The organism is Ensifer sp. MJa1 (genome assembly GCF_037026475.1).
Lineage (GTDB): Bacteria > Pseudomonadota > Alphaproteobacteria > Rhizobiales > Rhizobiaceae > Ensifer.
Genome location: NZ_JAKUMO010000014.1, coordinates 22023 through 48331, shown reverse-complemented (window position 1 = coordinate 48331; position 26309 = coordinate 22023). Strand labels below are relative to the sequence as shown.

General features: G+C 63.8%; 26 protein-coding genes. 11 read left to right on the top strand and 15 right to left on the bottom strand.

Features of this window, described 5'->3' with window-relative positions; all coding sequences use genetic code 11:
* The first annotated feature begins 57 nt into the window (after positions 1 to 57).
* Complete coding sequence (locus MKZ91_RS18950) at positions 58 to 1194, top strand: alpha-hydroxy acid oxidase (protein WP_336172612.1); 1137 nt, start codon at positions 58 to 60, stop codon at positions 1192 to 1194.
* 295 nt (positions 1195 to 1489) lie between these two features.
* On the opposite strand, the gene uraH is transcribed toward MKZ91_RS18950, so the two are convergent.
* The 5 genes from uraH to MKZ91_RS18925 form a co-directional block, all read right to left on the bottom strand.
* Positions 1490 to 1852 (bottom strand): hydroxyisourate hydrolase, encoded by a 363-nt coding sequence (gene uraH / locus MKZ91_RS18945; RefSeq protein WP_336172611.1) that lies wholly within the window; start codon positions 1850 to 1852, stop codon positions 1490 to 1492.
* A 13-nt stretch (positions 1853 to 1865) separates the two neighbouring features.
* Positions 1866 to 2363, bottom strand: a complete 498-nt coding sequence (locus tag MKZ91_RS18940) for an ureidoglycolate lyase (RefSeq protein ID WP_336172610.1) — start codon at positions 2361 to 2363, stop codon at positions 1866 to 1868.
* Positions 2364 to 2459: 96 nt separating this feature from the next.
* Positions 2460 to 2963 carry a 2-oxo-4-hydroxy-4-carboxy-5-ureidoimidazoline decarboxylase gene (gene uraD, locus MKZ91_RS18935; RefSeq protein WP_336172609.1) on the bottom strand — a complete coding sequence of 168 codons (504 nt, stop codon included), beginning with the start codon at positions 2961 to 2963 and terminating at the stop codon, positions 2460 to 2462.
* The gene (gene puuE / locus MKZ91_RS18930; protein ID WP_336172608.1) at positions 2963 to 3892 is read right to left on the bottom strand and encodes an allantoinase PuuE; all 930 of its coding nucleotides are present in this window, start codon (positions 3890 to 3892) and stop codon (positions 2963 to 2965) included. The genes uraD and puuE overlap by 1 nt, the downstream gene beginning before the upstream one ends.
* A gap of 123 nt (positions 3893 to 4015) precedes the next feature.
* A complete protein-coding gene (locus tag MKZ91_RS18925) occupies positions 4016 to 4816 on the bottom strand; it encodes a DUF1045 domain-containing protein (RefSeq protein WP_336172607.1) in 801 nt (266 codons plus the stop codon).
* A 170-nt stretch (positions 4817 to 4986) separates the two neighbouring features.
* Here MKZ91_RS18925 and MKZ91_RS18920 point away from each other — a divergent pair, with 170 nt between their 5' ends.
* Positions 4987 to 5376, top strand: a complete 390-nt coding sequence (locus MKZ91_RS18920) for a PRC-barrel domain-containing protein (protein WP_336172606.1) — start codon at positions 4987 to 4989, stop codon at positions 5374 to 5376.
* A gap of 69 nt (positions 5377 to 5445) precedes the next feature.
* Here the strand turns inward: MKZ91_RS18920 and MKZ91_RS18915 are convergent, their stop codons facing one another.
* Complete coding sequence (locus MKZ91_RS18915; RefSeq protein ID WP_336172605.1) at positions 5446 to 6588, bottom strand: NAD(P)/FAD-dependent oxidoreductase; 1143 nt, start codon at positions 6586 to 6588, stop codon at positions 5446 to 5448.
* A 39-nt stretch (positions 6589 to 6627) separates the two neighbouring features.
* Between MKZ91_RS18915 and mnmD the strand changes: the two genes are divergently transcribed.
* Positions 6628 to 7347 carry a tRNA (5-methylaminomethyl-2-thiouridine)(34)-methyltransferase MnmD gene (gene mnmD / locus MKZ91_RS18910; protein WP_336172604.1) on the top strand — a complete coding sequence of 240 codons (720 nt, stop codon included), beginning with the start codon at positions 6628 to 6630 and terminating at the stop codon, positions 7345 to 7347.
* A gap of 111 nt (positions 7348 to 7458) precedes the next feature.
* Positions 7459 to 9045 carry a trimethylamine methyltransferase family protein gene (locus MKZ91_RS18905; protein ID WP_336172603.1) on the top strand — a complete coding sequence of 529 codons (1587 nt, stop codon included), beginning with the start codon at positions 7459 to 7461 and terminating at the stop codon, positions 9043 to 9045.
* Between the two features lie 47 nt (positions 9046 to 9092).
* On the opposite strand, the gene MKZ91_RS18900 is transcribed toward MKZ91_RS18905, so the two are convergent.
* On the bottom strand, positions 9093 to 9542 hold the full coding sequence (locus tag MKZ91_RS18900; RefSeq protein ID WP_336172726.1) for a host attachment protein: 450 nt from the start codon (positions 9540 to 9542) through the stop codon (positions 9093 to 9095).
* 127 nt (positions 9543 to 9669) lie between these two features.
* Positions 9670 to 10344 (bottom strand): helix-turn-helix transcriptional regulator, encoded by a 675-nt coding sequence (locus MKZ91_RS18895; RefSeq protein WP_336172602.1) that lies wholly within the window; start codon positions 10342 to 10344, stop codon positions 9670 to 9672.
* A 171-nt stretch (positions 10345 to 10515) separates the two neighbouring features.
* Here MKZ91_RS18895 and MKZ91_RS18890 point away from each other — a divergent pair, with 171 nt between their 5' ends.
* From MKZ91_RS18890 to MKZ91_RS18880, 3 genes are all read left to right on the top strand, one after another.
* Positions 10516 to 10815, top strand: a complete 300-nt coding sequence (locus MKZ91_RS18890) for a hypothetical protein (protein WP_336172601.1) — start codon at positions 10516 to 10518, stop codon at positions 10813 to 10815.
* Positions 10816 to 10831: 16 nt separating this feature from the next.
* On the top strand, positions 10832 to 11932 hold the full coding sequence (locus MKZ91_RS18885) for a DNA alkylation repair protein (RefSeq protein WP_336172600.1): 1101 nt from the start codon (positions 10832 to 10834) through the stop codon (positions 11930 to 11932).
* A gap of 295 nt (positions 11933 to 12227) precedes the next feature.
* Positions 12228 to 13778, top strand: coding sequence for a DEAD/DEAH box helicase (locus MKZ91_RS18880; protein ID WP_336172599.1), 1551 nt, complete (start codon positions 12228 to 12230; stop codon positions 13776 to 13778).
* A gap of 116 nt (positions 13779 to 13894) precedes the next feature.
* On the opposite strand, the gene MKZ91_RS18875 is transcribed toward MKZ91_RS18880, so the two are convergent.
* The 3 genes from MKZ91_RS18875 to MKZ91_RS18865 form a co-directional block, all read right to left on the bottom strand.
* Positions 13895 to 14773 carry a DMT family transporter gene (locus tag MKZ91_RS18875; protein WP_336172598.1) on the bottom strand — a complete coding sequence of 293 codons (879 nt, stop codon included), beginning with the start codon at positions 14771 to 14773 and terminating at the stop codon, positions 13895 to 13897.
* 183 nt (positions 14774 to 14956) lie between these two features.
* On the bottom strand, positions 14957 to 15415 hold the full coding sequence (locus MKZ91_RS18870; protein ID WP_336172597.1) for a GyrI-like domain-containing protein: 459 nt from the start codon (positions 15413 to 15415) through the stop codon (positions 14957 to 14959).
* A 71-nt stretch (positions 15416 to 15486) separates the two neighbouring features.
* Entirely contained in the window at positions 15487 to 16356 is an 870-nt protein-coding gene (locus tag MKZ91_RS18865) for a LysR substrate-binding domain-containing protein (RefSeq protein WP_336172596.1), read from the bottom strand.
* A gap of 80 nt (positions 16357 to 16436) precedes the next feature.
* Here MKZ91_RS18865 and MKZ91_RS18860 point away from each other — a divergent pair, with 80 nt between their 5' ends.
* The 4 genes from MKZ91_RS18860 to MKZ91_RS18845 all read left to right on the top strand — a co-directional run bounded on the left by MKZ91_RS18860 (position 16437) and on the right by MKZ91_RS18845 (position 20949).
* On the top strand, positions 16437 to 17516 hold the full coding sequence (locus MKZ91_RS18860) for a YeiH family protein (protein ID WP_336172595.1): 1080 nt from the start codon (positions 16437 to 16439) through the stop codon (positions 17514 to 17516).
* Positions 17517 to 17763: 247 nt separating this feature from the next.
* Positions 17764 to 19158 carry a circularly permuted type 2 ATP-grasp protein gene (locus MKZ91_RS18855; protein WP_336172725.1) on the top strand — a complete coding sequence of 465 codons (1395 nt, stop codon included), beginning with the start codon at positions 17764 to 17766 and terminating at the stop codon, positions 19156 to 19158.
* 3 nt (positions 19159 to 19161) lie between these two features.
* Positions 19162 to 20100 carry an alpha-E domain-containing protein gene (locus MKZ91_RS18850; protein WP_336172594.1) on the top strand — a complete coding sequence of 313 codons (939 nt, stop codon included), beginning with the start codon at positions 19162 to 19164 and terminating at the stop codon, positions 20098 to 20100.
* Positions 20101 to 20115: 15 nt separating this feature from the next.
* Positions 20116 to 20949: a transglutaminase family protein gene (locus tag MKZ91_RS18845; RefSeq protein WP_336172593.1), complete on the top strand. Its 834-nt coding sequence runs from the start codon at positions 20116 to 20118 to the stop codon at positions 20947 to 20949.
* A gap of 87 nt (positions 20950 to 21036) precedes the next feature.
* Here the strand turns inward: MKZ91_RS18845 and MKZ91_RS18840 are convergent, their stop codons facing one another.
* The 4 genes from MKZ91_RS18840 to araD1 form a co-directional block, all read right to left on the bottom strand.
* Complete coding sequence (locus MKZ91_RS18840) at positions 21037 to 21708, bottom strand: hypothetical protein (RefSeq protein ID WP_336172592.1); 672 nt, start codon at positions 21706 to 21708, stop codon at positions 21037 to 21039.
* Between the two features lie 285 nt (positions 21709 to 21993).
* Positions 21994 to 23739 carry an L-arabinonate dehydratase gene (araD, locus tag MKZ91_RS18835; protein WP_336172591.1) on the bottom strand — a complete coding sequence of 582 codons (1746 nt, stop codon included), beginning with the start codon at positions 23737 to 23739 and terminating at the stop codon, positions 21994 to 21996.
* 53 nt (positions 23740 to 23792) lie between these two features.
* On the bottom strand, positions 23793 to 25226 hold the full coding sequence (locus MKZ91_RS18830) for an aldehyde dehydrogenase family protein (protein ID WP_336172590.1): 1434 nt from the start codon (positions 25224 to 25226) through the stop codon (positions 23793 to 23795).
* A gap of 57 nt (positions 25227 to 25283) precedes the next feature.
* Positions 25284 to 26279, bottom strand: coding sequence for an AraD1 family protein (araD1, locus tag MKZ91_RS18825; RefSeq protein WP_336172589.1), 996 nt, complete (start codon positions 26277 to 26279; stop codon positions 25284 to 25286).
* Positions 26280 to 26309 lie beyond the last annotated feature (30 nt).

Sequence of the window (26309 nt, the reverse complement as noted above, 5' to 3'; positions counted from 1 at the left end):
GCCTCCGGCAAACATGGTAATGGCTCGTTCAATCTCTGTTGGACGAAGGCCGTTTCCATGACGCAAATCCTCGAAGTCAGCGATCTCAAGGCGCTCGCCAAACGCCGGGTGCCAAAACTCTTCTTCGACTACGCCGACAGCGGCGCCTGGACCGAAGGCACCTATCGCGCCAACGAGGAGGATTTCGCCAAGGTGAAGTTGCGCCAGCGGGTGCTGGTCGACATGACCAACCGCTCGCTCGAAACGACGATGATCGGCCAGAAGGTGTCGATGCCGGTGGCCCTCGCCCCGACCGGCCTCACCGGCATGCAGCATGCCGATGGCGAGATGCTGGCAGCGCAGGCCGCCGAAGCCTTCGGCGTTCCCTTCACGCTTTCGACCATGAGCATCTGCTCGATCGAGGACGTCGCCTCGGTCACGACGAAGCCCTTCTGGTTCCAGCTCTACGTGATGCGCGAGCGCGAATTCGTGCTGAACCTCATCGACCGCGCCAAGGCTGCGAAATGCTCGGCGCTGGTGCTGACGCTTGATCTGCAGATCCTCGGTCAGCGCCACAAGGACCTGAGGAACGGCCTCTCCGCACCGCCGAAGATGACGCCTAAGCACCTCTGGCAGATGGCAACGCGTCCCGGTTGGTGCATGAAGATGCTCGGCACCAAGCGCCGCACGTTCCGCAACATCGTCGGCCACGCGAAAAGCGTCACCGACCTGTCCTCGCTCGGCGCCTGGACGGCGGAGCAGTTCGACCCGCAGCTTTCGTGGAAGGATGTCGCCTGGATCAAGGAGCGCTGGGGCGGGCCGCTGATCCTGAAAGGCATCCTCGACCCCGAGGACGCCAAGATGGCGGCGGCGACCGGCGCCGACGCGATCATCGTCTCCAACCACGGCGGCCGCCAACTTGATGGCGCCCACTCCTCGATCAGCATGCTGCCGCGCATCGTCGATGCGGTCGGGCACCAGATCGAAGTGCATATCGACGGCGGCATCCGCTCCGGCCAGGACGTGCTGAAGGCCGTCGCCATGGGCGCCAAGGGCACCTATATCGGCCGCCCCTTCCTCTATGGCCTCGGCGCCATGGGCAAGGAAGGTGTCACCAAGGCGCTGGAAATCATCCGCAAGGAGATGGACATCACGATGGCGCTCTGCGGCAAGCGCAACATCAACGACGTCGACCGCAGCATTCTCGCGGAGTGAGAGCGGGCCGGCTCTGCTTCAAGACACAACCGTCAGACAGCTAGCGCCCTGCCGTTCTGAGGATCGACTAAAGCTCCACTCCCTCCGTCATGCTCGGGCTTGACCCGAGCATCCATACCCGAGCATCCATGGCGGCAGGGTTTAGATTTCAGACTGTCGGCATTGCCTTGCGCAGGGATCCTCGGGTCAAGCCCGTGGATGACGGGTGGAGAGATGTCGAGCGCAAAATCAGAACTGCGCAACTCTGCAGATCGCACACTGGAGCTCGGCATCCAATCAGGCCGAAGGCTCCGCCTCAGCTGCCGCGATAGGTCGAATACCCGTAGGGCGAGAGCAAGAGCGGCACGTGATAATGCGTCGCCGGATCAGCGATGCCGAAGCGCAAGGGGATGCGGTCGAGGAAGGCCGGTTCCGGCAGCGTGACGCCTGACCGGCGCAGATAGTCGCCGGCATGGAAAACCAGCTCGTAATTGCCGGCCATGAAGCCGATGCCTTCGACCATCGGCCCGTCTATGCGACCATCACTGTTGGTATGAACGGTGCGGATCAGCTGCCGCTCTTCGCCTTCCAGCCAGTAGAGATCGATGCGCACGCCCTCGGCCGGTTTGCCGAGGGCAGTATCGAGAACGTGGGTCGTCAGGCGGCCGGTGCTGCTCATCGCTTCTCTTCCTTCACGTGGCGCTCTCGATGACGAAAAGCTCGTCATAGAAATACTCTTCGAGATTGTTGCCCGGTCCCTCGCGGTCGACAATGAGGAAATCGCTGACCGCGCCGACCGACATCAGCGGATGATGCCAGACATTGCGCCCATAGTTCACGCCCTGCCGGCCGCTGGCCCGAAACACCCGCGGCTCGCCCGGTCGTCCGTCCTGGTCTTCGGCAACGATCACCAGCCAGGGGCGATCATTGAGCGGCGAAAAGCTCTGGCTGCCGAGCGGGTGGCGCTCCATCATCGTCACCGCATAGGGAAAGGCGCGCGGCTGTCCACGGAAGATATTGATGATCACGCGGGCGCCCTCGCCGATGACATCGGCGCGCGCCAGTCCGTGGAAGCGTTCCGTGTTGCCGCCATTGATATGACGCATGGTCGCCGGGTCGGGTTCGATGACGGAGCCGAAGGGGGCGAAGGCCTCACGCGTCAGCGGTTCGATCTTAAGCGGGCGCGGCATCAGGCGTGGACCTCGAGGCGTTCCACGGCATTCGCAGATATCAGCTCCAGTTCGACGGTCCTCCGAATGGGGGGGAACACGGATCGAACGGTATTGTCAGGCATTTTCGTCTCCAGGAAGCATCGACTGCAGCCGCAGGCGGGCGATTTTCTCAACCTGCGCGCAAGCGGTTTCAAATTCCTCTTCGGGCGAATTGTCAATGCGGCTTTCGAATGAGACGAGGATCTGGTCTTTGTTCAGCCCCTTCACCGCGATGATGAAGGGGAAGCCGAACTTTTTCATATAGGCCTCGTTGAGTGCTGTGAAGCGCTGGTGCTCTTCAGCCGTCAGCCGGTCGAGGCCGGCGCCGGCCTGCTCGGCCGTCGAATCCGCCGTCAGCTTTCCCGCGATCGCCAGCTTGCCGGCAAGGTCGGGGTGGGCGCGCAGAACTTGCATCTTCTCGCGCGGCAGAGCCGTGCGGAAAGCCTGGCAGAGCGCCGAATCCACATTGCCCGCCATCAGCCCCGTTGCCGCAGCACGATCGAAGGCGCGCTCGGCGACCCAGGGCGAGTGCTCGAACACACCACCGTAACGGGCAACAAAGGCATCGCGATCGGACATCAGAGCGCCCCTTCCGGCTTGTGGTGCTGGTACCAGTGGTTGGCGATATCGATGCGCCTGGGCACCCAGACCTTGTCGTGCGACATGACGTAATCGATGAAGCGGGCAAGGGCCGCGGCCCGGCCCGGTCGGCCGACGAGGCGGCAGTGCAGCCCGATGTTCATCATCTTGGCGTCGCCTTCCCGGCCTTCCTCGTAGAGCACGTCGAAGGTGTCCTTGAGATAGGCGAAGAACTGGTCGCCGGAGTTGAAGCCCTGGTTCGTCGCAAACCGCATGTCGTTGGCATCGAGCGTGTAGGGAATGATCAGGTGCGGCTTGTCGGCCGAAAGCCCCGGCACCCAATAGGGCAACTCGTCCGCATAGCTGTCGCAGGAGTAAAGGAAGCCGCCCTCCTCCAGCACCAGCTTGAGCGTGTTGGCCGAAGGCTTGCCCTGGTAGATGCCGAGCGGACGCTCGCCAGTCAGTTCAGTGTGCAGCCGCACGACCTCGCGGATATGCTCGCGCTCAACCTCTTCTGGAAAATCCTTGTATTCGAGCCAGCGCAGGCCGTGGCTGGCGATCTCCCAGCCGGCCTCCTTCATCGCCGCGACCGCTTCCGGATTGCGCGCCATGGCAAGCGTCACGCCGTAGACGGTGAGCGGCACGTTGCGGCTGGTAAAAATGCGCCAGAGCCGCCAGAAACCGGAACGGGAACCGTATTCGTAAATCGATTCCATATTGAGATTGCGCTGGCCAGCCCAAGGCTGCGCGCCGACGATCTCCGACAGCAGGCATTCGGAGGCCGGGTCGCCGTCGAGAATGCAGCTTTCGCCCCCCTCCTCGTAGTTCAGCACGAACTGCACGGCGATACGCGCGTCACCCGGCCAATTCGCCTTCGGCGGATTGCGGCCATAGCCTACGAGGTCGCGCGGATAGCTGGTCTCAGACATCAAATCATCCTTCGGTTTTTTCCGAACGGTATCACCGCCGACCGGATTGTCGATACCGAAAACTGCCCGTCGCAGGCGACGCCTACGGCGATGTCTGGAGGAACTGGAAGGGATTTCGTGCTGTTACCGACTGGCCATCAGCGCCGCAACGATCAGTGGCAAGGGCCGCATCGCACCCGAACCGACCGACGGATCGGCGTTGGCGCGCTTGGCCCGTTCGGCGCGCGCATTGGTTGAGATCTTGCCGAGAGGGTGCTGCGAATGCACCCGCAACGGCGCGCCCGCTTCCTGCTCGACGAAGAGGGCCAGGCTGCCGATCGAAAGCGCTTTTGCCAGATAGGGTTCGAACAGGTCGCGCAGCGGCGCCTCCACCTGGCGCAGGGCGTCGTTGGCAAGCGGCCCCGTCAGCATCATGTGGAAACGATATTCATCCATCACATGCGGGTCGCCCCAGCGATGCAGGTTGGAGAACTGCGGCGCCGTCAGCCGGTCCGGATCGGAGCGCTCGATCTCGTCTTCGCTGAGCGGCGCGCGGAAGGCATCGAACTCCTGCACGACATTCGCCGCCAAAAGGTGCATGGCGGTGCTCGGTACCTGTGGCATGAGGCCCCAGCAACGACCGATGCGGGCGATCTCCAGCCGATCGATTTCGAACGGCGTCTGGGCGCCGGCAAAATGCATCAGTGCCTTCAGCAGCTGCGATTCCGACATCTCGGGATGCAGGCGAAACGGCGACATCAAGACAGCGTGGAAACCGAAGCGCCGGGGCACCGCCGTGTGGTAGGCGATGTCGGCAGCACTCAGGCCGTGAACAGACGGCAGCTCCGTCGGCTCCCCCGAATAGACATTGCGCCCGAGCCAGCTTGCCGCGACTGCGGAAAGCGGATCAGCCATCGGCGGCGTGAAACAAATAGCGTAGCGCATGGGTGGCTCCGGTTGTCCGTCAATGGCCGCCTATTAGGTGATTTGCGTGACAGATTGACGAAGTGGAGCGGGCAAAACCATGCTCCACCCGGCGCGCATGCCCATATTTTCGGAACCATCCCGTCCACCGGCCGTTCCCCAAAGGTAACAATCAAGGATGGAGAAAAAGGATGAGTTATCACAACGCAAACCTGCAGGACGCCCGGATCAAGGAAACCCATGACCTGATCGCCAGCGACAAGGTCGAAGGCACGAAGGTCTATGGCTCCGACAGCAAGCACATCGGCTCGATCGAGCGCGTGATCATCGAAAAGCGCAGCGGCCGCGTTGCTTACGCCGTGCTCGGCTTCGGCGGCTTTCTCGGTATCGGTGAAGACCACTATCCGCTGCCATGGGCCAAGCTGACCTATGACGAGACCCTCGGCGGCTATCGCACCGACGTTACCCGCGACCAGGTCGAACGTGCGCCGAAGTATCACGGCAACGAGGAATACGATTGGAACAGCGAGAACGGTCGCCGCGTCTACGACTATTACGGCGTACCGCCCTACTGGATGTAAGGTTCTGGTTTTCCGATTGTCATGAGGTTACGGCTCCGTCGAAGGCGGAGCCTTTTGATTGCCGGCTGCCTACAGATGTTTCTCCCGCAGCGCCTCGATATGGTCACGGCAGACGAAGGATGACGGCATGTCGATCGAGGGCACACCGGCGATTTCGTCGACGGCGAAGCGCGCCAGCCGATGGGCGATGCCGAAACTCACCTTGAAGCCGCCGGTCAGCACAAGGATGTTCGGATGGTCCGGATGCCGGCCGACCATTGGTTCGCGTCCCGCCGACTTCGGCCGCAGCCCCGCCCAGCGTTCGACCACCTTCGCCTCCCGCAGCCCCGGCGCGAGCAACGCAGCGCGTCGAATGAGATCATCGAGCTGCTCGTCGGTCGCCGACGGATCGGCAAAGCTGTTCTCGCTGGTGCTGCCGATCGCCACATGGCCGTCGTCATGAGCGATGATGTAGACGCCGTCGGTAAAGATCACCGGCAATGCGGGATCGACCTCGGCTTTCAGGAGCGCCGCCTGGCCCTTGACGGCAGTGCCGCTCGTCGCCTTCATCGGTCCGGACAGGGCGTCAATCAGCGGAAAGCTGCCGACGCCGGCGGCGATGATGCACTGCCCGAAGGTGATCCGGCTGCCGTCGCCAAGATCAGCGCGCCCGTGAGCCGGATCGATGGCACGCACGCCGCAGCCCTCATTGATCTCGACATTCGGCGATTGCAGCAGTGCGGCGCGCAGCACCGTCAACATCTTGCGCGGCGAAACCCGCGCGGCCAGCGTGTCGAAGACGAGGCCGTGCGCCTTGGCCTCGACACCCGGCCAACCCTCCGGCCCTTCGTCGCGGACGTGCCAGTAGAACTGCCGGTCGCCCGCCCGCCAATGCCGATCAGCATCCTGCGCGTGTTGAAGCGCGATGTCGCGCAGATGTGGCTTGGCGAGAGGCATCAGCCGTCCGGTGCGGCGATAGCCCGGCGACAGCCCGGTCTCGGCTTCGAGCTGGGCGATCTCGTCTTCGAGCGACACCAGGGCATCGAACTGGAACTGTTTCTTGGCGTTCCAGCGGTCGGGCATGTGCGGCATCAGCGCGCCGAGCAGGCCGCCGCTGGCGCCAGCCCCAATCCGTTGCTGATCCACGAGCCGCACCGCCATGCCGCGCCGCGCCGCACAAAGTGCTGCCCACAGCCCCATGATGCCGCCACCGACGACCAAAAGCTCGCTCATCGATTGACCTTCCTCGGCGGTCGGACTATCGCCTTCGCCATGACAGCATCAGCCGCAGACCCGATCGACCCCCCGGCGCACCAAAACCTCGATTGGCACGAGGGCGATATGCCCTATTCCCGGGAGTTTGGCGATCACTTTTATTGCCGCACCGACGGGCGGCTGGAATGCGGCCATGTCTTCCTTTCCGGCAACGGATTGCCCGAACGCTGGGTCGGCGCCGGGGCCTTTCGCATCGGCGAACTCGGCTTCGGCACCGGGCTCAATTTTTGCGAGACCTGGCGCCGGTGGAAAGCGACTGCGACGACGGGAGACCGGCTGCATTTCGTTTCGTTCGAACGTTTCCCGATGTTGGCGAACGAAATCTCCCGCGCGCTCAGCCACTGGCCGGAGATCGATGCCGAGCGGCAGGCGCTCATCGCACACTGGCCGGATGAGCGCGACGGCGACATCACCATCGATTTCGGCGATGGGGTGACGCTGACCGTCATCTGCGGTCCGGCGCTAGAGGGCGTTGAGCGCGCCGGTGCGCACTTCGACGCCTGGTACCTCGATGGTTTCGCGCCGTCGCGCAATCCCGACATGTGGTCGGAGACGTTGATGCGACTGGTCTTTGCGAAGACGGCGCCCGGCGGCAGCTTCGCCACCTATGCAGCCGCCGGCTTCGTGCGCCGCAACCTTCAGGCGGCCGGCTTCGTCGTCGAGAAGCGCAAGGGCTTTGCCGGCAAGCGGGAAATGCTGCGCGGCGACCGTCCATGACCAGAGGCACGCAGAAATTTACTCCACAAGAGAACTGAACTGTCGCAAATGGCGGGTCATCAAGCCTGCGAATCTGCGACACACACTCATCGGCAACGCGGTGGGTCCTTCATGAACGACAATCAGTTTCCCGATGCAGCAAGCGGCGACGCCGCCTCGACGCCGCTGGAGCGCCGGCGCCGGCCAGGCGGGCGCGGGGCCGAAAGGACCCGCAAGCCGTCAAGCAGCAAATACCTCAACCTCGTCAACACGCTAGCAAAGTCGACGATCCTGTCCGAGGACGCGATCGAAGCGATCCACGACGCCTCGCTGACGATCCTGGAAGAGATCGGCATGGATGTCATCCTGCCGGCGGCGCGCGAGCGGATGAAGGCCGCAGGCGCCGACGTCACGCCCGGCACCGACAGGGTCCGCTTCGACCGTGGCCTGATCATGGACATGGTGGCATCCGCACCCCCCGCCTTCACCATGCATGCCCGCAATCCGGCGCGCAACGTCGCGATCGGCGGCAACAATCTCGTCTTTGCCCAGATCGCCAGCGCCCCCTTCGTCGCCGACCGCGACGGCGGCCGCCGCACCGGCAACCAGGAGGATTACCGCAAGCTGGTAAAGCTCGCCCAATCCTATGACATCGTGCACACGACCGGCGGCTATCCGGTGGAACCGGTCGACATCCACGCTTCCGTCCGCCACCTCGACTGCCTGTCGGACATGGTGAAGCTCACCGACAAGGTCTTCCACGTCTATTCGCTCGGGAAGCAGCGCAACACCGACGGCATCGAGATTGCCCGCATCGGCCGTGGCATCTCGATGGAGCAGATGGAGCGCGAGCCCTCGCTCTTCACCATCATCAACACCTCCTCGCCGCTCCGCCTCGACGGGCCGATGCTGCAGGGCATCATCGAAATGTCCTCGCGCAACCAGGTGGTCGTGGTCACGCCGTTCACGCTGGCGGGCGCCATGGCGCCGGTGACGATTGCCGGCGCGCTGGTGCAACAGAACGCGGAAGCGCTCTGCGGCATCGCCTTTACCCAGATGGTCCGCCGCGGCGCGCCGGTCATGTATGGCGGCTTCACCTCCAACGTCGACATGAAGACCGGTGCCCCCGCTTTCGGCACCCCGGAATACATGAAGGCGGTGGTTGCCGGCGGCCAGCTCGCGCGCAAGTACAACATCCCCTACCGCACTTCGAACACCAACGCCGCCAACACGCTCGACGCGCAAGCGGCTTATGAGTCCGCCATGTCGCTCTGGGCGCTGACGCAGGGCGGCGGCAACTTCATCATGCATGCCGCCGGTTGGACCGAAGGCGGGCTCACGGCCTCCTTCGAGAAGTTCATCCTCGATGTCGACATGCTGCAGATGGTGGCGGAGTATCTGACCCCGCTTGATGTCAGCGAGGATGCGCTCGGCCTCGACGCCGTGCGCGACGTTGGACCCGGTGGCCACTATTTCGGCACGCTGCATACGCTGCAGCGCTACGAGACTGCCTTCTATTCACCGATCCTGTCCGACTGGCGCAACTTCGAGACCTGGACGGAAGCCGGCCGGCCAACGACCTATGACCACGCCAACCGGATCTTCAAGCAGAAGCTGAACGAATACGAGCGGCCTCCGCTCGACCCGGCGATCGAGGAGGAACTCGACGCATTTGTCGCCAAGCGCAAGGCGGAAGGCGGCGTCCCGACGGATTTCTGACGGGACGCTTCTCTGGCGCCAGTGCTCGAAGGCCGCGCCTGGCTACCTCAAGGAAAGACCGCAGCCCGCGCCGTCGCGATCAATTGGTCCGTCGACGACGCAACGCAGTTGCGGTCAACCTCGGCCACCGTCCGGTCCCTGACATGGGCGGACAGGTGCTTTCTGAAATCGCCGAGTGTCCTTGGGGCAGCGCAAATCACCAGGCTGTCGAAGGCGCGCTCCGCCGCATAACTCTCCAGCCGCTCGGCAACATCGGCAACAAAGCGCTGCTGCTCCTCACGCACCGGGTCGCTTTTATATTCCATGGCCGAGCGACCGTGTCCCACCGACGAGTGCGACCTGCCCGGTTTGTCGGCCATGATGTCCTGAACGCGCTTCGGCTCTGTGTGAAAGGTTTCTTCGTCGGGCCGCTGGCGGTCTTCCTTGAGCAGGTTCACGCCCTTGACGATGCGCGCGGTATTGCCGTCCGCGGCCAATATCCATGTCCGGTTCTGCACGATTATCTCCCAGTGAAAGGTGTTGATCGTGGCGGGCCGAAAAGGCCCTTTATAGAAACGCACGAAGCCCGGTTCGGTTCCGAACACGGCGGCTTCCGACACGATTTATTTGCGCCTGAAACAACGCTCACATCCGCGCGAGATAGGCCTCGAAGCTGCGCTCCGGCGTCGGCTTGAAGCGTTCGCGCGAAACGCGCAACGAGCCAATCCTGTCGACCCGGAAATCGCGAAAATCCTGCCTGAGCTCGCACCAGCCGGTCAGCAGCCAGGAGTGACCGAAGACGCTGAGGCCAAGCGGCCAGATGGTCCGCTCCGAGTGCTCGTTCTTGAGGCTGTCATACTCAAGCCGAAGCTTGCGCCGCTCGGCGATCGCCTGACGAACCTCGCCGAGCAACGCCGGCGGTTCGGGCTGCAGCGATGAGCGGAAGGCACGCAGCGGTGCGGCCGTCAGCCGATGTCGGTGTTCCGGCGGCAGGCCATGGGCGATCTTTTCCATCGCTTCGCGCGCCGCTTGGGCGAGCCGCCCGTCACCGAGCATCTGCACGGCCCGGGTGCCGAAGGCGAGCGCTTCGAGCTGCTCGAAGGTGAAGGCGAGCGGCGGCGCATCAAAGGCCTCGCGCAGGAGATAGCCGACGCCCCGCTCCCCGTCGATCGGCGCGCCGGACGCAATCAGATGCTCCATGTCGCGGTAGATGGTGCGCTGGGCCACCTCCATCTTCTCGGCAATTTCGCGCGCGGTCATGACGCGGCCGGTGGCGCGCATGAGCTGGATAATGCGAAACAGCCGGTCGGCGGGCCTCATGACACGGGACTCCCTGTTGCCTGGCCGCAAACGGCCCAAGGCAAAACCATCCAGAATTTCATAGCGTTACCGCGGTCCGTACGCCGCGGCAAGGCGCCGGGCGGTTGATTATGGCCATAAGGCTGTCAGTTGCCATGTGCTAGATCAAGGGGCAACCGAATGGAGCCTGACATGTCCAGCGACCACATCCTCGAACTTGCCGTTTGCATCGTCCTCGACAAACCGGCAGCGACAGCCACACGCCACCGGGCAATGCAGGCCGTTTCCCGCTATCCCGGCTTCATTTCCTGGCGCGCCGTCGATTCCTGCGAAACGTCGGGAATGTTTGCCGATCTCGTCGAATGGGAGACGCTGGAGGCGGCACAGTCGGCCGGCGAGCGGGTGCGCATTGATCCGGAGTTTGCCCCTTACGCGGCGACGATCAGCGCAGTCATGCTGGTGCAGCATTTTACCGACGGCCAGAAGATCTGAGAGGAAGCGCCCGCATATGGCCGAACCGTTGAAGAACCTTTTGCACCCCGGCGTCGTCACCCGGATCGCCGACGAAGTTGGCCGGAACTTCGCCGACTTCGAGCGCGGCACATTCCAGGCGCTCGCGGGCAAGGGCCTCGAGGCGCTGGAACTGATGCAACGTTCGCTGAAGATCCGCGATGCGCTCGTTGAGACGCTACCGCAGACATTTCCCGAAGCCGCGGCTATTCTTTCTGCCTGCCTGCCGCGCGAGCACGTTTCCGGTATCAGCGGCTGGGCGCTTTTGCCGATCAGCCAGTACATTGCACAACGCGGTCTCGACGACTTCGACCTGTCGCTTTCTCTGCTTAAGGCGCTGACACCGCACTTCACCGCCGAGTTCGGCATTCGCGTCTTCATCGACCACGACCAGGAGCGCGCGCTCGCAACCATTAGCTCTTGGACCGACGATGCCAATCACCACGTCCGGCGGCTGGCGAGCGAAGGCACCCGTCCGCGCCTGCCCTGGGCGATGCGGCTGCCGAAGCTCATCCGTGACCCAGGCCCGATCCTGCCGATCCTGACCGCCCTCCTCGACGACCCCGAAGATTATGTGCGCCGCTCGGTCGCCAACAGCCTCAACGATATCGCCAAGGATCACCCCGACATGGTCGCGGCCTTTGTCGCCGAACATATCGCCGGCGCCTCGGCAGAACGCCGGCAGCTGCTGCGCCATGCTTCGCGCACGCTGCTGAAGCAGGGGCATCCGGCAGCGCTGTCGAACTTCGGCTTTGCAGCACCTGCCGGCATCGATGCCAGGCTCTCCCTCGATCGTTCCGAGCTCGTGCTTGGCGAAAGCCTGAACCTGCGTCTGGCCGTCAGCCACGATGCCGAAACCAGCCAGAAGGTGATGATCGACTACGCGGTACATCACCGCAAGGCCAACGGCACGACATCGCCGAAAGTGTTCAAGTGGACGTCGGCATTGCTTGCGCCCGGAGCCTCGATAGAGATCGAGAAACGCCATGCGATCCGGCCGATCACCACCCGTCGCTATTACCCGGGTGCGCACCGGATCGTCGTCCTCGTCAACGGCCAGGAGGCGGCCGAAGCCGGCTTCGATCTCGCGCTGGAGTAGATCTCATTTCGCACCTGCGAAAAGATGCACCTTGACTTTTTCGGCCAAAACGACGACATGGTGCCCAGCGTCACCTTCCGGCCGCCGCGTGAGCGCGCCCTCGGCAAGAACTGAAAGCCGTGAAGAAGGATAGCGCACCCATCGCCGCAAGAGGCGGCACAGCACAGGCGCTTGACGACTTTCTTTTAACCCACAAGTTCCCAATTCACGCGGGGTTCTTGACGCCGAACGACACCGGAACAGCAACAACGCGGTTCCGGCGAATGCGTTTGGCGCCCCCAAAAGGTATATGCATTTGTCCACCTTTAAAGATCTCGGCCTCTCCCAGCACATCCTCGAGACTCTCTCCGCCAACGGCTTCGAAAAGCCGACCCCGATCCAGGCGCAGGCGATCCCGCTCGTGTTGAAGGGCAACGATCTCATCGGTCTCGCGCAGACCGGCACCGGCAAGACGGCCGCCTTCGGCCTGCCGATGATCGAAAAGCTCGTTGCCGAAAGCAAGCGCCCCGATCCGCGCAACATCCGCGCCCTGGTGCTGGCCCCGACCCGCGAACTGGTCAACCAGATCGCCGCCAATCTCAAGCTGTTCGTCAAGAAGTCGCCGATCAAGGTCGGTGTCGTCGTCGGCGGCGTTTCGATCAACAAGCAGACCGAGCAACTTGCCCGCGGCGTCGACATCCTGGTCGCAACGCCGGGTCGCCTGCTCGACCTCGTCGCCCGCAAGGCAGTGACCCTCACCCAGGGGCGCTACCTCGTGCTTGACGAAGCCGACCAGATGCTCGACCTCGGCTTCATCCACGACCTGCGCAAAATCTCCAAGCTGGTGCCGAAGAACCGCCAGACGCTGCTCTTCTCGGCCACCATGCCGAAGCAGATTGCCGAGCTTGCCGGCGAGTACCTGACCAACCCGGTCAAGGTCGAAGTCACACCTCCGGGCAAGGCTGCCGACAAGGTCGAGCAATATGTGCACTTCGTGCCCGGCAAGGACCTGAAGACGCAGATCCTCAAGAAGTCGCTGACCGAGAACCCCGACGGCCTGTCGCTGATCTTCAGCCGCACCAAGCACGGCGCCGAGAAGCTGATGAAGCATCTCGACCACGTCGGCTTCAAGGCCGCCTCGATCCACGGCAACAAGAGCCAGGGCCAGCGCGAACGTGCGCTGAAGGCCTTCCGCGACGGCGAAATCCGCGTGCTGGTCGCAACTGACGTCGCTGCCCGCGGCATCGACATCCCCGGCGTTACCCACGTCTACAACTACGACCTGCCGGAAGTGCCTGACGCCTATGTTCATCGCATCGGCCGTACCGCCCGCGCCGGCCGCGACGGCATTGCCATCGCCTTCTGCGCCCCGGACGAAATCCGCCTGCTGCGCGACATCGAGAAGCTGATGGGCATCAACATCGCCGTTGCCAGTGGCGAAGCGCCGGCCGACCAGGCCCGCCAGGCCAAGGGCCGCGGCGGCCGCGGCAACAACGGCGCCGGCCATCGCAAGGGCAATGGCGGCGGCCAGCATCACAATGCCGGCCGTCCCCCGCGCCGCGAGCGTCCGGCCGGTGAACCGGTTGCCGTCACCAGCGGCTTCACCGGCGACGACCTTTTGCGCGACGAGCGCCGCCCGCAGCGCCAGGAGCGCCGCGACCATGGCCATCCGCAGAACGACGGCCGCGGCGAAGGCAACCGCAACCACGAGGGCAAGAAGCACCACGGACGTCCCGGCCAGAAGCAGGGCGACCGTCGCGACCGCAACCATGGCGGCCGCAACGAAAACCGTGGCGGTGGCGAGCGTCGCGAGGGTGGCCAGGGCATGCGCCGCGGCCACGGCGGCAATCGCGGTCACCAGGGCTGATATCCGGCAATCTGATGATAATCGACGGCGGGCCCTTTCGGCCCGCCGTTTTTTTTGTTTTTGGTAATTCGCACGTCATTATCGCAAAACCGCCGCACAGTTTTGCGCATCAGGCTTTAGGCCTGCTGCTTGCGATTGGTGAGATAGACACCGGCAACGGCGATCACCGTTCCGATGATCATCGGCAGCGTCAGCGCCTCGCCGAAGAAGATCCACGCCTGAACCGCGGCGAGCGGCGGCACGATATAGATGAGCGAAGCGGCGCGCGACACCTGGCCGCGCCGGATGAGATAAAGCAGAAGCGCAATCGCCCCCATCGAAAGCCCAAGCACCGACCAGGCGAGCGACAGCACGATCTGCAGGTTCCAGGTGACGTGCAGGTCTTCCAATACCAGCGCCAGCGGAATCGTAACGATCAGCGCGCCCAGGTATTGAAGGGCCGCGATCGTGCGGATGTCGCCGCTCTGCAGGTGGCGTTTCTGATAGAGCGTGCCGTAGGTGACGGCCGCCATGCCGAGCACGTTGACAACGACAGGCAGGATGTGGATCGGCGTCGCACCGGTGTCGATCGCCAGCACCTTGGGCAGCACGGCGAGCGCGATACCGAAGAAGCCGAGCACCAGGCCGAGCTTCTGTTGCGCGCTCAGCCGCTCATCGATGACGAAGGCAGCGGCAATCGCCGTCATCAGCGGCTGCAGCCCGGCGATGATGCCGGAAATGCCGGCCGGCACCCCCTCGCCAATCGCCCACCAGACGGCACCGAGATAAAGCCCATGCAGGAACATGCCCGACACCACGGCGTGGCCGGCCATCGCCCAGGACTTTGGCCACTTTGCACCGGTGACGACACAAAAGAGAATGAAGAGCACGATCGCCAGTGTGTAGCGCAGCACCAGGAAGGTCAGCGGGTCGGCATAGGCAGCGGCATATTTCGCCACGACCCAGCCGGTCGACCAGAGAAGAACGAAGATGGCGGGAGCCAGGCGGGCGAGCATGATAGGCCTATCGGGATGGTGGCTGTAGATGCTCAGTGCTCCAGCCCGCCCTGCGCAAGAGCGCCACATCGCTGTAACACTTTGATCTACCGCTGATTTCGGCTCAAATCTCCTCGATTTAAGCACTCCTGCAAGTATCCGCGGCTGCCGTGATGGTCAAAGCAATTTTTCTGATGGCAAGCTTCAGCCGATCGGAATCATCAGCCGCAGCGGCGACAGCGACAGCGAGACGAAACCCGGTTCGTATTCCTCGCGAAAATGCAGGAAATCGGTACGGGGTGCATGCCCTTCGGCCGCGATCCAGTCGAACATCTTCTGGTAATGGGCAAAGACGTCGCCGCCTTCCGGACTGTGCATGGCAGTGACGAAGCGCATGGCCGGCAGGTCGACATGCCCGGGGTGAACCGTCGCCTCGGCTTTGTCGGCGACATAACCGACCAGATAGCGGAAACCATCGGGGCGATCATTCCAGGAGATGCCGACAAGGGTTGCATGGTCCCCGGGGTGAAGGTGCTGGTGATGCACCTGCATCTCGGCGATCAGCCGGCGCACGGCCCCTTCGGCCGCCTCTCCGAAGGTTCCTTCCCAAAAGGCACCTGCTATGCGCTCAGCCGGTCTTTCCACGATCTCGAATTCCATCATGACGCCTTCCGAATAGATGAAATATCAGGCGGCGACGCCGCATACCCACCACAGTCAAGAATGCGTTCGCTTCAAAGCAGTTCCACGAAGGCGCGCGCCGCATGGCTGAACTGCCTTTCGCGGTGGGTCAACAGTTCGAAGCTGCGCTCGGCCAGTTCGAAAGGAAGTTCGACCAGCCGGCCGCTATCGACGAAAGGCTGGGCGGCAAGCCTTGAGACGGCGGTCACGAACGGACCACTCTCGACAGCTGTGAGCACCGCCTCGTTCGAGGGTAGTTCGAGCTCCACCCTGAGCCCGTCGCGATCCGCTCCACGCTCATCCAGCGACTGCAGGAACATGGCCCGCGTGCCGGAGCCCTCTTCGCGCAGGACCCAGCGCTGGGCAAGCAGCATGTCGAGATCGATTGCGGCACCGACCAGGGCATGGCCGGGTGAAGCATAAACGGCGATGCGGTCGACGGCGACGCGGCGATGGTCGAGCTTGATACCATCGACCCGCCCCTCGACGAAGCCGAGCTGTACCGTCCCCTCCTCCACCGCCTCGGCGACGACGGCGGTGTTGCGCACCGTCAGTCTCACATCAACCCGCGGATAGTCGTGGGTAAAGCGGGCAAGCCGTGCCGGCAGCCAATAGCTTGCAACCGTCTGGCTTGCGGCAATCGTAAGCTCACCCCGGCGAAGCTGCGAGAGATCGTTGAGGCAAGCCGTGGCCGCGGTTGCCCGCGCGAGAACCCCCCGCGCCTCCGGAAGAAACACCTTCCCCGCCTCCGTCAGCGTCAGGCCACGGCCGACGCGATCGAACAGTCGCACGTCGTGCTGCGTCTCCAGGGCGGCGATCGCGGCACTTGCGGCCGACTGGGTGACGTTCATCGCCTCGGCGGCTTTGGTCATGTGCAGCCGCTCGGCGACCGCAACGAAGAGTCTCAGCTGATCGAGTGTCATGGCCAATCAATCGCAAAAATCGATCAAAATGACAAGAATAATCCGTTAGACTGATTCATGGAACGGCGTAGGTTGCGGCCATGTCCAGATTGCATCCCTTCTCCCGCACCACAGTTCCTTCCGCCCCTTGCCGCCTGGCTTGCATCCTCCCGGGCCTCGTCCTCTGCTGTCTCGTGGCGCTTGCTGCCATCGGCCTTGAATGGGTCGAACGGCTTTCGACCGGCCGCGCGTGGCTCGAGGCGCTGGTGCTGGCGATCCTGCTTGGCGCGATCGTGCGCACTTTGTGGTCGCCCGGCGCCCGCTTCCTCGCCGGCATTCATTTCTCAGCCAAATACCTGCTCGAGGCGGCGATCGTGCTGATCGGTGCAATGCTGAGCTTCGACGCGATCGCTGCGAGCGGACCGGCCCTGCTCTTAACCATCGTCGCCATGGTTTTGCTGTCGATCGCCACCGGCTATGTGATTGCACGCCTGCTCGGCCTGCCGAAGCGCCTGGCGACGTTGATTGCCTGCGGCAACGCCATCTGCGGCAACTCCGCGATCGCTGCCGTCGCGCCGGCAATCGGCGCCCGCGGCGAGGAGGTGGCGGCCGCCATTTCCTTCACCGCCATTCTCGGCATCGCGGTCGTTCTCTCGCTGCCGCTCGTCGGCGACTGGCTCGGCATGACACCGCAGGGCTACGGTGTCTTTGCCGGCTTGACTGTCTATGCCGTGCCGCAGGTGCTGGCGGCCGCAAGCCCGTTCAGCCCGCTCTCTGTCCAGGTTGGCACGCTGGTCAAACTCGTGCGTGTGCTGATGCTCGGACCTGTCGTCTTCTGCTTCTCGCTGGTCGGCGTCCGCGATGCCGAGACCGGTGAGCAGGAAGACCGGCGAAAGAGATCGTTGCTCGCCACCGTCACCCACTTCGTCCCCTGGTTCATCCTCGGATTCCTTGCGGTCGCCATCGCCAGAAACAGCGGCGCGATCCCCGACACGGTCGCGACGGGTGCCGTAAAAATCTCCACCTGCCTGACGGTCATCGCCATGGCCGCTCTCGGGCTTGAGGTCGACATTCGTTCTCTTGCCCATGCCGGGCCGCGCGCCAGTGCCGCAGCCATGCTGTCGCTGCTTGTGCTCTGCACCCTGTCAGCCCTGGCAATCGCCTGCCTCGACCTCGGATGACGAGCACGCAGGCCTAAACGACAAGCGCCCAATTTTAGAGCATATGCATATTTCCGATGCGCTCGATCACGCCGGCTTTCGGCGATCGGTGCCGTCCGCTCGATTGTTGGGCAGAATTTCCGGCAAACAGCCGGGAAAGCCGCGGCCAATTTTCTTTTCCGGCGACTGAGCACGCTTCTTGCATTGCAACCAGCGTTGTACTCAAATGGTCAAAAATAAGGGGACCACGCCTTTGGCATTTGACGAAATGATCAATGCGGACAGCAGTCCGCGCCAACCATATTCGACCTATCATGAATGGTATGCCAGCCAGGACAGAAATCGGCTCATAGCGAAATCCAAGGAAGCTGAGAACATCTTCCGGAAAACCGGCATCACCTTCGCAGTCTACGGACACGCAGACAGTTCCGAAAAGCTCATCCCCTTCGACCTCATCCCCCGCATCATCTCAGGCCGCGAATGGCGCAAGCTCGCGCAAGGCATCGAACAGCGGGTCATCGCGCTTAACGCATTCCTCGACGACATCTACCACAAGCAGGAAATCATCCGCGCCGGGCGAGTGCCGCGGGAGTTGATCGAGAAGAACGTCGCGTTCCTCCCGCAGATGATCGGTTTCAGGCCGCCGGGCGGCGTCTACACCCACATCGTCGGCACCGACATCGTCAGAACCGGTGAAGACCAGTTCTACGTACTCGAGGATAATGCCCGCACGCCTTCCGGTGTCAGCTATATGCTGGAAAACCGGGAAACGATGATGCAGATGTTCCCGGAACTCTTCCATCAGAACCGCGTGCGCCCGGTCGAGAACTACCCCTATCTCCTGCGCCAGAGCCTCGCTTCTCTTGCCCCTCCCGGCTGCAGCGGCAAGCCGCGCGTCGCGGTGCTGACACCCGGCATCTACAACTCCGCCTTCTACGAGCACGCCTTCCTTGCCGACCAGATGGGCGTAGAGCTCGTCGAGGGCTCGGACCTGCGCGTCATCGACGGCAAGGTGAAGATGCGCACGACCCGCGGCTACGAGGCGATCGACGTGCTCTACCGCCGCGTCGACGACGACTTCCTCGATCCGCTGACCTTCCGGCCGGATTCTGCACTTGGCATTCCCGGCATCATGGATGTCTACCGCGCCGGCAACATCACCATTGCCAATGCGCCCGGTACCGGCATTTCGGACGACAAGGCGATCTATTCCTACATGCCTGAGATCGTCGAGTTCTACACCGGCCGCAAGCCACTGCTCGAAAACGTGCCCACCTGGCGCTGTTCCGAACCGCAGAGCCTCAAATACGTGCTCGAACACCTGGAAGAGCTGGTGGTCAAGGAGGTCCATGGCTCCGGCGGCTACGGCATGCTGGTCGGCCCAACGGCGACCCGCAAGGAACGCGCTGCCTTCGCCGAGAAGCTGAAGAGCCGTCCGACCAACTACATCGCCCAGCCGACGCTTTCCCTCTCTACTGTGCCTATCCTTGTCAACAAGGGCATCGCGCCACGGCACGTTGACCTTCGCCCCTATGTCCTCGTCTCCGACAAGGTCCAGATCATTCCCGGCGGCCTGACGCGCGTCGCGCTCAAGGCCGGTTCGCTCGTCGTGAACTCCAGCCAGGGCGGCGGGACCAAGGACACCTGGGTGCTGGAGGACTGAGAGATGCTGGGAAGAACTGCAAACGGCCTCTACTGGATGTTCCGCTATATCGAGCGGGCGGAAAACAGCGCCCGGCTGATCGACGCCGGCCTGCGCATGTCGCTGACCCGCAGCGAGGCGGCCGAGGACGACTGGGACGGGGTGCTCCAGAGCGCCGGCGTCCGCGAACTTTACGACGAGGTGCACGACAAGCTGACGAGCATCGACGCGATCGACTTTCTGCTGCGCGACCGCGCCAACCCCTCAAGCGTCATGTCCTGCATCGAGGCGGGCCGCCACAACGCCCGCATGGTGCGCACGGCGCTGACGCGCGAGACCTGGGAAGCGACCAACGAGTGCTACCTCGAGATGAAGGTGATGCTCGCCAAGAAGGCGCGTCCCGCCGACATGCCGGAGATCATCGACAGCATCAAGCGGCGCGCCGGCCTCATCCGCGGTGCCTTCCACGGCACGATGCTCAGGAACGAGATCTTCAACTTCTCGCGCATCGGCACCTTCATCGAGCGGGCCGACAACACCGCCCGCATCCTCGACGTGAAGTACTACGTGCTCCTGCCGGCCGTCGCCGCTGTCGGCTCGTCGATGGACAATGTGCAATGGGAATCGATCCTGCGCTCGGTCTCGGCCCACCGCGCCTATGGCTGGGTCTACGATGCCGAGCTTAGGCCCGCCAACATCGCCGACTTCCTGATTTCCAACGGCCGCATGCCGCGCTCGCTTGCCTATTGCTACGAGAAGATCGCCAGCAACCTCGGCTATCTCGAGCGGGAATATGGCGAGCGCCATGCAGCGCATGAAACCGCGGATCGCACGCTGGCGTCGCTGCGCAGCCAGTCGATCAAGGACATCATGGACCAGGGGCTGCACGAGTATCTCGAAGAGTTCATCAGCCACAACAACCGTCTGGGACAGGAAATCTCCGACGGCTACCGGTTCTACTAGGCTCGGGAGGATGGCATGCACCTGAAGATCAGCCACACGACCGAATATCACTACGACGAACCCGTGCAGTACGCGCTGCAGCGCCTAAGGCTGACGCCGCTGACCCAGGCCGGCCAGACCGTGCTCGGGTGGCAGACCCTCGTCGATGGCGCCGCAATCGAGGTCAGCTACGACGATCACTTCGGCAACCGGGTCCACCTCGTCAGCGTCGACGGCGACCGCGAGGCAATCCGCATCACCGCGTCCGGCGAGGTGCATACCGAAGACCGCGCCGGTGTCTTTGGCCCGCACCAGTCCTATGTGCCGCTCTGGCTCTATGCCCGCGAAACGCCGCTCACCAAGGCCGGCAAGCTGATCCGGGACCTCGCCAAGTCCGCCGAGGGCGAAACTGACCTTGCCCGCATGCACGCACTGATGGCGGCGATCCACGACGCCGTGGAGTACAAACCCGGCGAGACCCACGCGGAGACGTCGGCCGAGGACGCACTCGAAAGCGGCCACGGCGTCTGCCAGGACCACGCTCATATCCTGATCGCGGCGGCGCGATCGATCGAGCTGCCGGCGCGCTACATTTCAGGCTATCTGATGACGGAGGGCAAACCCGAACAGACGGCGAGCCACGCCTGGGCGGAGGTGCATCTGAACGGCCTCGGCTGGGTCGGCTTCGACGCCGCCAACAAGATCTGCCCTGACGACCGCTATGTGCGGATCGCCTCGGGCCTTTGCTACCGTGACGCCGCCCCCATCTCCGGGCTCATCCATGGCGAGGCCAAGGAGACGCTGAAAGTGGCAGTCACTGTCGAGCAGCATAAGCAAGGCCAGAGCCAGAGCCAGTCGCAAAGCCAGTAGCACCGAGACGGGGCGACGCCAGCGCCCCGTCGCAAACAGTTCTCGCTAAACGACTGCGGCGTCAATGCCGCCAGCCCGCTAGCTTGGCTAGCGTGAAGCGCTCGCCTGCAGGATGCGGCAGAGCGACACCAGCCCATAGCTGCCGCCAACGACATCGCGGCAACGCTTGATCAGTTTCAGCCGTTCACTGGCGGGCAATGCGTTGAACGCGGCGAGCGCTGCACTGGGCGAAGCAACCCCGCCAGAACCAGCCGCTGCCCCTCCCCCGGCACCGCCGCCGGCGCCGCCTCCGCTCGAGCCACCACTGCCTCCCGAGCCTGTGCCAAGCCCCACGCCGATGCCGACCCCGAGACCGACGCCATTGTCGCCGCCGGCCTTGGCATCAAGACCGGCACTCAGGCCCCTGCGATCGCCGAGATTGGCCTTGGCCGATGCCGTGAGCCCATTGCCGCCACCGAGACCGATATCGGCGTCCGCCGCCAACCCGTCACGGCCACCGGCGTTCGCGCGCAGATCCGCGTTCACGCCACGCGACCCGCCCACCGAGGCATTGGCATCGGCATTGACCCCGTCTGCGCCACCGAGAGAAGCATCGACATCGGCGTTGAGCCCGTTCGACCCTCCAAGACCGACATTGGCATTCAGCCCATTCGCGCCGCCAACGGACAGGCCAAGCCCAAGACCGTCAGCACTTTGGGAAAAGGCAGGCCCTGCCAGGGCCACCGTCGCAAGAAGACCCGGCGGACAACGCAAGGACATTCCTCCGCATGATCGTCCTCCTCTGAGGCCACGGCCGGAATGGCCCTGGCCTTATGGAGACGTTGAAGGATCGTGTCTGGTTGCGCTGACGCTCGCGGGCATCAACGGTTTCGCAGGTCGTAACCAACACAATGCGAAGACCCGCCCTGCGTGCGCTTCCTTTCGAGACAACGTGTCAGCGCACACGAAGAAAGCCGCACCGGCAAGCGATGCGGCTCATTCTTCCAGGGGATTATCCGGGGTGCGGCGCTCCGTCCGCACCCGCTGAGGCATTCGGACAGACGGTCAGTGGCTGTCGCGGTTCATCGGGATTTCTGCGCCACGCGGACCCACGAGGAAGTCCAGATCCGCACCCGTATCGGCCTGCATCACGGACTTGACATAGAGGCCGGCGTAGCCGCCGGAAAGCGGCTTGACCGGTGACACCCAGGCCGCGCGACGGCGGGCCAGCTCTTCGGCGGAAACGTCGAGGTGGATGGTACGCGCCGGCACGTCGACTGCGATCATGTCGCCGTTTTGCACCAGCGCCAGCGGCCCGCCGTCGGCGGCTTCCGGTGCGGTGTGCAGGATGACGGTGCCATAGGCGGTGCCGGACATGCGCGCATCGGAAATGCGGATCATGTCGGTGACACCCTTCTTCAGCACCTTCGGCGGCAAGCCCATGTTGCCGACCTCGGCCATTCCGGGATAACCCTTCGGTCCGCAATATTTAAGCACCATCACGCAGGTCTCGTCGATATCGAGATCCTCGCTGTTGATGCGGGCGTGGTAGTCCTCGATGCTTTCAAACACGACCGCGCGGCCCTTGTGCTGCATCAGGTGCGGCGAGGCGGCAGACGGCTTCAGCACGCAGCCCTTCGGCGCCAGATTGCCGCGCAGCACCGCGATGCCGCCCGACTTCGTCAACGCCTTTTCACGCGGCACGATGACGTCGTCGTTGTAGTTGACGACGTCCTTCGCACCGTTCCAGATCGTGTCGCCGGTGACCGTCAGCGCTTCCTTGTGCAGAAGGCCCATCTCGCCGACGGCCTTGATCACCACAGGCAGACCACCAGCATAGTAGAACTCTTCCATCAGGTGCTTGCCTGACGGCTGCAGGTTGACGATCGTCGGCACGTCACGGCCGAGGCGATCCCAGTCGTCAAGGCTCAAGTCGACGCCGACGCGGCCGGCGAGCGCCAGAAGGTGCAACACCGCATTGGTCGAGCCGCCGACGGCGCCGTTGACGCGAATGGCGTTCTCGAAGGCCTCTTTCGTCAGGATGTCCGAGGGTTTCAGATCTTCCTTGACCATGTCGACGATGCGGCGGCCGGAGAGCTGGGAGATCACCCGGCGACGGGCGTCGACCGCGGGGATCGCCGCATTGCCGGGCAAGGTCATGCCGAGCGCTTCGGCCATCGACGCCATGGTGGAAGCCGTGCCCATGGTCATGCAACTGCCGGCCGAGCGCGCCATGCCCTGTTCCGCGTCCATGAATTCCTCGAGCGACATCTCGCCGGACTTCACCATCTCGGAGAACTGCCAGATCGCCGTGCCGGAACCGACATCCTTGCCGCGCCACTTGCCGTTCAGCATCGGGCCACCGGAGACGAGAATGACCGGAATGTCGACGCTCGCAGCGCCCATCAACAGGCTCGGCGTGGTCTTGTCGCAGCCGCCGAGCAGCACGACGCCATCGACCGGGTTGCCGCGGATCGCCTCTTCGACGTCCATGGCCGCGAGATTGCGGAACATCATCGCCGTCGGGCGCAGCGTGCTTTCGCCGACCGAGAACACCGGGAATTCGACCGGGAAGCCGCCGGCCTCGTAGACGCCGCGCTTCACCCGCTCCGCAAGGTCGCGCAGATGCGCGTTGCAGGGGGTGAGCTCCGACCAGGTGTTACAGATGCCGATGATCGGCCGACCGTCAAAGGTGTCGGCCGGCAGACCCTGGTTCTTCATCCAGGAGCGGTGCATGATGGCATTCTTGCCGGTGCCGCCGAACCAATCCTGCGACCGCAGCTTGCGCGGCCATTCAGCTTTCTTCTTCATTTTGTCCTTCCTTATGCGGCCCGCGCAGTCACGCGGGCCCGTGACGGCGCGCCTCAGGCGAGCGTGTAGGCCGTCTTGACGGTGGTGTAGAATTCGGCGGCGTAGCGCCCCTGCTCGCGCGAGCCGTGGGACGAGCCCTTGCGACCGCCGAACGGCACGTGGAAATCGACACCCGCGGTCGGCAGGTTGACCATCACCATGCCGGCCTCGGCATTGCGCTTGAAATGGGTCGCGTGCTTGAGGCTCGTCGTGGCGATGCCAGACGACAGGCCGAACGGCGTATCGTTGGCGACGGCAAGCGCCTCGTCGTAGTCCCTGACGCGGATGACGGCTGCGACCGGGCCGAAGATCTCCTCGCGGGAAATCCGCATCTGGTTGGTCGCTTCGGTAAACAGCGCCGGCTGCAGGTAGAAGCCGGGCGTGTCGCGCTTCAGCAGATCGCCGCCGAAGGCGAGCTTCGCACCCTCCTGTTTGCCGATGGCGATGTAGTCGGTGTCCTGATTGAGCTGGCTCTCGTCGACCACCGGGCCGATCTGGGTGCCGGACTTCAAGGCGTCGTCGACGATGAGCCCCTTGATCCGCTCGCCCATCGCGGCGACGAAGCGATCGTGGATGCCCTCGGTGACGATGATGCGCGACGACGCGGTGCAGCGCTGGCCGGTGGAGAAGAAGGCGGAGTTGACTGCCGCTTCCACCGCGACCGAAAGATCAGCGTCGTCGAGCACGACGAAGGGGTTCTTGCCGCCCATCTCCAGCTGGTACTTGCGATTGTGCTCGACCGAGGCCATCGCGACCCGCTTGCCCGTCCCGGTCGAGCCGGTGAAGGTGATGGCGTGCACATCGGGGCTGTCGAGCATCGCCTGGCCGACGACCGAGCCCTTGCCCATCACGAGGTTCAGGACACCCTTCGGCAGGCCGGCGCGATGGAGGATATCAACGATGGCCCAGGAACTGCCCGGCACCAGCTCGGCCGGCTTGAAGACGACGGTGTTGCCGTAGCAAAGCGCCGGCGCGATCTTCCAGGCGGGAATGGCGATCGGGAAGTTCCAGGGCGTGATGATGCCGACGACGCCGACTGGCTCGCGGGTGATCTCGACACCGATATTGGGCCGCGCCGACGGCAGCACTTCGCCCGCCAGTCGCAGGCACTCGCCGGCAAAGAAGTCGAAGATCTGGCTGGCGCGCACGGTCTCGCCGATGCCCTCGGCCAGCGTCTTGCCTTCCTCGCGCGACAAGAGCTTCCCGAGTTCGTCCTTGCGAGCAAGGATTTCGTCGGCAGTCTTTCTCAGGATGGCGTGGCGCTCGAGGATGCCCGAGCGCGACCAGGCCGGAAACGCCGCCTTGGCAGCAGCGATTGCGGCGCGCACATCGTCGGCAGACGCGCGGGCATATTCGCCGACGACGTCATTGGTGTTGGAAGGGTTGATGTTGGCAACCCCGTCACCGCCGACCCATTCGCCGGCAATCAGGTTCTGGTGCAATGTCATGGCCTTCAGGCCTCCTTGATATCAGCGCCTATCCGGCGTCACATACCCGCGCAGCGATCAGAGCTGCTCAATGACGACGGGCTCATCTGCGGCGATCGCGAGCGCATTGCGCAACGGCAAGCCGAAGCCATCGGCCTCGATCTCGAACACGTCGCCTTCCTCGGTGCGGATGCCGTCGCCGAAGGAGAGCGTCGCCGTGCCGAACATGTGGACGTGGACTTCGCCCGGCTGGCGGAACAGGCTGTATTTGAAATGGTGATGCTCGAGATTGGCGAAGCTGTGCGACATGTTGGCTTCACCCGACAGGAACGGCTTTTCCCACAGCACCTTGCCGCCGCGCAGGATGCGCGACATGCCGCGGATATCCTCAGGCGCAACACCGATGCGGATCTCCGGACCGAAGCTTGCCTGGCGCAGCTTCGAATGTGCGAGCCAGAGATAGTTGACCCGCTCGGTCTTGTGGTCGGAAAACTCGTTGGCGACGGCAAAGCCGATCCGAAAGGGCACGCCCTTGTCGGAGATCACATAGATGCCGGCCATTTCCGGCTCCTCGCCACCGTCCTCGGCAAAGGCGGGCGAAACGAGTGCGGAACCCGGCGCGACGGCGGACGTGCCGTTGCCCTTGTAGAACCATTCCGGCTGCACCCCGGTCTCGCCAGCCTTGGGCTTGCCGCCTTCAAGACCCATGCGGAACATCTTCATCGAGTCCGTCAGCGTTTCCTCGGCCGCCTCGCTCGTCTTCTTGTGCATGGCGTCGCGGGTCGCAGCCGATCCGAGATGGGTGAGTCCCGTCCCGGTGAGGTGCAGGTGCGCCGGGTCCGGATGGGTGATCGGCGGCAGGAAGCGTCCCTCGGCATAGGCTTTTTCGAGGTCGATCGTAGCGCCGAGCCCCTTGGCCTCGATCGCTTCCTTGAGGCTCTGTCCGGCATTGGCCGCTTCCAGCGCCAAGGCATAGACGCTTGCGGCACCGTTCACCGCATGCGCGGTTTCACCGGGCGCACGCACGGCAACCACAATCGATCCGTCTTCGTTCCTGATCTGCGAAATCAGCACGACGCTGTCCTTCCTTCGAGTCGTCGGGGC